Source organism: Actinophytocola sediminis (assembly GCF_054779715.1).
Genome location: NZ_BAAGXS010000046.1, coordinates 34,598 through 41,035 on the forward strand (window position 1 = coordinate 34,598; position 6,438 = coordinate 41,035).

The 6,438-nt window shown below is 70.4% G+C and carries 6 protein-coding genes; 1 reads left to right on the plus strand and 5 read right to left on the minus strand.

The window, feature by feature from the left end; translation table 11 throughout:
• Positions 1-258: 258 nt before the first annotated feature.
• The 5 genes from ACYVIP_RS26715 to ACYVIP_RS26735 are packed head-to-tail and all read right to left on the minus strand — an operon-like array spanning position 259 to position 5,357.
• Positions 259-1,404, minus strand: coding sequence for an acyl-CoA dehydrogenase family protein (locus ACYVIP_RS26715; RefSeq protein ID WP_460401126.1), 1,146 nt, complete (start codon positions 1,402-1,404; stop codon positions 259-261).
• A 51-nt stretch (positions 1,405-1,455) separates the two neighbouring features.
• Complete coding sequence (gene purE, locus ACYVIP_RS26720) at positions 1,456-1,971, minus strand: 5-(carboxyamino)imidazole ribonucleotide mutase (protein ID WP_460401110.1); 516 nt, start codon at positions 1,969-1,971, stop codon at positions 1,456-1,458.
• Positions 1,968-3,167, minus strand: coding sequence for a 5-(carboxyamino)imidazole ribonucleotide synthase (locus ACYVIP_RS26725; protein ID WP_460401112.1), 1,200 nt, complete (start codon positions 3,165-3,167; stop codon positions 1,968-1,970). The genes purE and ACYVIP_RS26725 overlap by 4 nt, the downstream gene beginning before the upstream one ends.
• Before the next feature lie 9 nt (positions 3,168-3,176).
• Positions 3,177-4,478 (minus strand): glycosyltransferase 87 family protein, encoded by a 1,302-nt coding sequence (locus ACYVIP_RS26730; protein ID WP_460401114.1) that lies wholly within the window; start codon positions 4,476-4,478, stop codon positions 3,177-3,179.
• A gap of 42 nt (positions 4,479-4,520) precedes the next feature.
• Positions 4,521-5,357, minus strand: coding sequence for a GGDEF domain-containing protein (locus ACYVIP_RS26735; RefSeq protein WP_460401116.1), 837 nt, complete (start codon positions 5,355-5,357; stop codon positions 4,521-4,523).
• Between the two features lie 233 nt (positions 5,358-5,590).
• On the opposite strand from ACYVIP_RS26735, the gene ACYVIP_RS26740 reads away from it, so the two are divergent.
• A partial coding sequence (locus tag ACYVIP_RS26740; protein ID WP_460401118.1) for a sigma-70 family RNA polymerase sigma factor occupies positions 5,591-6,438 on the plus strand: 848 nt, incomplete at its 3' end.

Genomic DNA, 6,438 nt, shown 5'->3' on the forward strand with positions numbered 1-6,438 from the left:
TAGCGCTATAATTGCGACATTGATGCTGCATTTAATACTTACCTTATTCATGATTCTCAAACGTGCACGCGCCGTCTATCGAGACTTATGATCTGCACCAAATCAACGCAACGGCGCAGACAGCTGTCCCATTTTGGTCATCTAGGCAGTGCTCGCGAGATCGACTACCTAGCAGCCATACGAGGTTGTCGCAAAATTTTCGACCGACCTGACCCGCGCACCTGCACTAGCCCCCTAGCCGCCCGCCAAGATCGTAATCTAGCCTTTAAGCAGTGTCCTTGCCATGACCATGCGCTGGATCTGGTTGGTGCCCTCGTAGATTTGGGTGATCTTGGCGTCGCGCATCATGCGTTCTACCGGGAAGTCCTTGGTGTAGCCGGCGCCGCCGAAGAGCTGGACCGCGTCCGTCGTCACCTCCATCGCGATGTCGGACGCGTAGGTCTTCGCGGCTGAGGCGATGAAACCGGCTCGTTTGTCGCCGCGCTCCGAGGCCGCTGCCGAGGTGTACACCAGATGCCTGGCTGCCTCGATCTTCATCCCCATGTCCGCCAGCATGAACTGCACGCCCTGGAAGTCCGCGATCGACTGGCCGAACTGCTTGCGCTCCTTGACATATCCGAGCGCCGAGTCCAACGCGCCCTGCGCGATCCCCACCGCCTGCGCGCCGATCGTCGGCCGGGTGTGGTCCAGAGTGCGGAGCGCGGTTTTGAGGCCCGTGCCCGGCTCACCGATCATTCGGTCACCGGGGATGGTGCAGTTCTCGAAATAGATCTCGCAGGTCGGCGAACCCTTGATGCCCAGTTTGCGTTCCTTGGCGCCCACCGTGAAACCGGGATCGTCCTTGTGCACCACGAACGCCGAAATGCCATTGGCCTTCTTCGGCGCGTCGGGATCCGTTACGGCCATCACCGTGTACCAGGTCGACTCGCCGGCGTTGGTGATCCACGCTTTTGTGCCGTTCAGTACCCAGCCGTCGCCGTCGCGTACGGCTCGGGTGCGCATTGACGCGGTGTCCGAACCTGCCTCGCGTTCGGACAGCGCGTAGGACACCGATGCCTCACCCGCCGCGACCGACGGGAGCACGAGCTTGTTCACCTCGACCGATCCGGACAGCAGGATCGGCTGGGTGCCCAGCTTGTTCACGGCCGGGATCAGTGACGCCGACGCGTCCACCCTGGCCACCTCCTCGATCACGATGCACGCGGCGATCGCGTCCGCACCCTGACCGTCGTACTCCTCCGGGATGTGCACGGCGTTGAACCCGGCCCTGACCAGCGCGTCGCGCGCCTCGACCGGGTAACGCTCCTGCTCGTCGACCTCCGCGGCGTGGGGCGCGATCTCCTTCTCGGCCAGCGCGCGCACGGCCTCCCGCAGCGCCTCATGCTCGTCGCTCACCTGGTACAGGCCCGACACCGTGGCCACCTCCTCGAAGAAACCGCGTCAACAGTGCCGATGTTAGCGGTCGTTCACGCCGGGCACACCCGTCCGGGCCCGCAGTGCGGCGTCCTTTTCCAGGACCAGCTGCTCCAGGTCGGCGTGGAAGGCGGCCAGGCGCGTGCGCAAGGTCTCATCTGTCGACGCCAGCACGCGTACGGCCAATAGGCCGGCGTTGCGTGCGCCGCCGACAGACACCGTCGCCACCGGGATGCCGGCCGGCATCTGGACTATCGACAGCAGTGAGTCCATGCCGTCGAGGTACTTGAGGGGCACTGGGACGCCGATCACCGGCAGTGTGGTCGCGGCGGCCACCATGCCCGGCAGGTGCGCGGCCCCACCGGCACCGGCGATGATCACCCGCAGCCCTCGGTCCGCCGCGTCGCGCGCGTAATTGAGCATCCGTTGCGGCGTCCGGTGTGCGGACACCACCCCCACCTCGTGGGCCACCTCGAACTCGGCGAGCGCCTCGGCCGCCGCCGACATCACGGGCCAGTCCGAGTCACTGCCCATGATCACGCCGACCTGCGGTGTCATGCCCGTTCTCCCGTATGGATGTCGTAGCCGTCGGACCATTCGGCGTGGGACAGCCAGTGCGCGGCCAGGCGGGCGCGTTCGCGGACGTCGGCCATGCGCTCGCCGAGCATGGTCACGTGTCCGATCTTGCGGCCGGGCCGTTCCTGCTTCCCGTAGTAGTGCACGTGCGCGTCCCGGTAGCGCGCCAGCACATGGTGCAGCCGCTCGTCGGTGTTCATCGCCGGTGGCCGGGGCGCGCCGAGCACGTTGGCCATCACCACCGCGGGGGCGCGCTGGTCGGTCGCGCCGAGCGGGTAGTCGAGCACCGCGCGCAGGTGTTGCTCGAACTGTGAGGTTTCGGCACCCTCGATCGTCCAGTGGCCGGAGTTGTGTGGGCGCATCGCCAGCTCGTTGACCACCAGGCCGGTCTCGGTCTCGAACAGCTCCACCGCCAGTACGCCGACCACGCCGAGCTCGGCGGCGATCCGCAACGCCAGCTCCTGCGCGTCCTGGGCGACGTCCTCGGCGAGGCCGGGCGCGGGCGCGAGCACCTCGACACAGATGCCGTTGGACTGCACGGTCTCCACCACCGGCCAGCAGCCGCCCTGCCCGAACGGCGACCTGGCCACCACCGCGGCCAGCTCCCTGCGCATCACCACCCGCTGCTCGACCAGCAGCGGCGTGCCCCATTCCAGCAGCCTCGGCACCAGGTCAGTCGCCGACTCGACGCCGTTGAGCAGCCACACCCCACGGCCGTCGTAGCCGCCGCGCGCCGCCTTGAGCATGCATGGCCAGCCGTGCTCGTCGCCGAACTTGACCACGTCGGCGACCTCCTGCACGGCCGCGAACCTCGGCACCGGCAGGCCGAGCCCGTCGAGGCGGTCGCGCATCACCAGCTTGTCCTGGGCGTGCAGCAGCGCCGCCGGGCCCGGGCGCACCGCCACCCCGCGCTCGACCAGCGCGCGCAGGTGCTCGTTGGGCACCTGCTCGTGGTCGAAGGTCAGCACGTCACAGCCCTGGGCGAACGCCGCCAGCGCGTCCAGGTCGGTGTGCGCGCCGATGCTGACGTTGGGGGTGACCAGCGCCGCCGACTCGTCCTTCGACGTCGCCAGCACGTGCAGCGACTGGCCGAGCGCGATCGCCGCCTGCTGGGTCATCCTGGCGAGTTGGCCCCCGCCAACCATGCCGACGACCGGCAGGCCGGTACGTGTGTCCACAGGGGGAACCTATCCCGACCCGCGCCGGCTCCTGGCGAGCACCACCACGCCGGCCACCAGCGGAACGAGCAGGTAGGCGCTGCCGAGCACGACTTCCGGGGGCGTCCACTCCAGTTCCGGGCGCTCGCCGGCCGGCCGGTTCGGGTCCGAACTGCGCATGATCAGCAGCACACAGCTCGCGTAGACCGCGACCACCGCGCCGATCCCGGCCAGCGCGCGGAACCGGGCGCCGCCGTGGGGCAACGGCTCGGGCAGCCTGCTGAGCAGCAACACCAGCAGCGGCACCACCCACACGTAGTGGTGCGACCACGACACCGGGCTCAGCAGCAGCCCGAAGAACGCGGTGACCAGCAGCGCGGGCACCGCCCGGCCCTGCCGGTGGAACCGCAGCACCAGCCGCACCGCCGGGATCGCGAGCAGCGCGCCCACCCCGATCGCGGCGGCCAACGCCCACGGCGCCAGGTCGCTCAGGCGCAGGATGAGCGCGTGCAGCGACTGGTTGCCCGCCCAGAACGTCGGGCCGGTGCGTTCCGGATCGGTGACCGCGACGGTCCAGAAGCGGGCGAAGTCGTGCGGGATGATCAGGAAGATCACCGCCTGCAGCGCGGCGAAGGTGACCACCGCGCGCACCGCGTCGGCCCGCCGGCCGATGAGCCACAGATGCGGCACGAAGATCAACGGGGTGAGCTTGACCGCGGCCGCGACCCCGACGAGTACGCCGCCGAGGTGCCGCACCCGGCCGAGCACCAGGACGTCGACGACCACCAGGGCCATCAGGATCAGGTTGATCTGGCCGAGGAACAACGTCCGCCACACGGGCTCGACGCCCAGTGTCACCAGCGTGACCACGATCGTGGTGGCGGCCGGGGTCATCCAGGTCGGCCGGTCGGGCAGGTTCCGCACCACGATCCGCACGACCAGCGCGAGCGCGAGCACCGAACCGGCCGCGAGGATGCCCCAGGCGATCTGCGTTGGGAACAGCGCTAGCGGCACGAACAGCAGCGCACCGGTCGGCGGGTAGGTGAACGGCAGCCGCGCCCACGCCGGCTCGGAGCTGAGGAAGTCGTTGTCGTACAACGGTTCCCCAGTGAGCAGGGCGATCGCCCCCGACCGGTAGACGGCGCTGTCGACCCCCAACCGCCAGTCGATCAGCCAGCTGACGATGCCCGCGACCAGCAACCCGGCCGGCACCACGAACAGACCGACCGCCAGCTTCGGGCGGGCGAACAGCCGCCGGATCGCCTGGCCGAGCCACCGCGCGCCGCCGGGGTCCTGACCGACGGCTGGCGACTCGCGCACGACCTCACTCACGGTGGCAAGGAAACCACGGCGGACCCACCGGCCCGCCACGGGCTACGCGCGGCTGAGACTGTGCAGCAGCGTCCGCGCGCCGTCCTCGGTGTCGGGCAGCCGTTCCAGCCGCAGCCACGGGCGCCGCCCGGTCGCCAGCTGCGGGTCGACCGCCAGCCGTTCGGTGATCAGCCAGCCCGCGGTCAGCACCCGGTCGCTGAGCGCGGGCTCGCGTTCGGCGAGCACCACGGCCACCGACGGGCCCAGCACCGCGACGCTCTCCCCGCCGTCGAACACCTCGCGCAGCACGTCGGCCACCAGGACCATGGCCATCAGCCGGGACCAGCCGGTCACCGTCGACAGGTCGATGGTGACCGCCAGCAGCGAGTACCGCTGCATCACCGGCACCGACGCCCGCGCCGCCTGCCGGTAGACCTCGCCGAGCCGGGTCCGCAGGTAGGCGTGGGTCGACAGGCTGGTCAGGTTCTCCGTGGCCCCCGCGTTGCGCAACTCCCCGCACGAGGAATCCGCCCAGGCCAGCGCGGCCGCGCGGATCATCGTGGCCGGCGCGGCGTCGGGATCGGTGGCGATCAGGCCGCCGTCGTCGCTGTCGTCGGTGAGCACCGCGTGCAGCGCGGCCAGGTCGGTCAGCGTCTCGTCCAGGCCGGCGCCGGACTCGGCCCGCGCCCGTCCGAGACCGGCCAACACGTCGGTCAGCTCGCCGTCGAGCACCACCGCCGAGCACACCGCGTCCACCTCCGGCAGGCCCCAGTCGCTGGGGAACCGCCAGCCGGCGGCGATGCTCGCCGTGCGCCATCTGGCCCGCAGCCGCCGTTGCGCGCGGGCAGTACCTTCAGCATCGCCACGGTGAGATCGCGACCCCGCCTCACGTACCGTCACGTTCGCTCCGTCCGGTCTGTCACGGCCTTCGAGATGAGTAACGCGTCGACGCGATCGTCGTGACGCCATTCGCTCCACGAGTTGTTCACGACGATCGGTACGGCCATTCCGGTGATCGGGTGGTGCTGTGTTCGGTGGAATCCGTCACACTGAGCGCGGGAGCGTGTCATGTGGGTTCCGGGCAGGGGTTTGCCCTTGTCCGCTGGGTTGACACGTGCGAGTTGAGGAGGATCGTGGCCACCGTTCCCGCAGACATCGAGGGTCCGAGCGACGCACAGCTGATCGAGGCGGTGCGCAAGGGCACGGTGTCGGCCTACGGCTCCTTGTACGAACGGCATGTCGCCGCCGCGTACAACCTCGCGCGCCAGCTCAGCCGGTCGCCGGCCGAGGCCGACGACCTCGTCTCGGAGGCGTTCGCCAAGGTGCTGGACACGCTCCGTACCGGCCGGGGCCCGGACTCCGCCTTCCGCGCGTACCTGCTGACCACGCTGCGGCACACCGCGTACGACAAGACCCGCCGCGACCGCAAGGTCGAACTGTCCGACGACATGGAGAGCGTCGGCGGGACCGAGGCGTTCGCCGACACCGCGGTCGCCGGCCTGGAACGCTCGCTCGCCGCGCAGGCCTTCGCCCGGCTGCCGGAACGCTGGCAGGCGGTGCTCTGGCACACAGAGATCGAGCGCCAGCCGCCGGCCGAGGTGGCGCCGATCCTCGGCCTCACCCCCAACGGGGTCTCCGCGCTCGCCTACCGCGCCCGCGAGGGCCTGCGACAGGCCTACCTGCAGGTGCACCTCGCCGAGGTCACCGACAGCCACTGCCGGGCGGCCGCCGAGCGACTGGGGGCCTGGACCCGTGCCGGCCTGGCCAAACGGGAGCGGGCCCAGGTCGAGGCGCATCTGGACGGGTGCGCGCGCTGTCGTGCGCTGGCCGAGGAGCTCGCCGACGTCAACGGCGCGCTGCGGGTGTTCGTCGCGCCGCTGGTGCTCGGCGCCGGGGCCGTCGGCTACCTGACCGTGGCCAAGGTCGGCGTGCTGGTGGCCGCGGCCCGGTCGGCCGGCGCCGGCGGGGACGCCGCCGGGGC

Excerpts from the sequence above, each read along its gene's own strand:
- purE (WP_460401110.1), bottom strand. The coding sequence starts at position 1,971 with ATGACACCGCAGGTCGGCGTGATCATGGGCAGTGACTCGGACTGGCCC.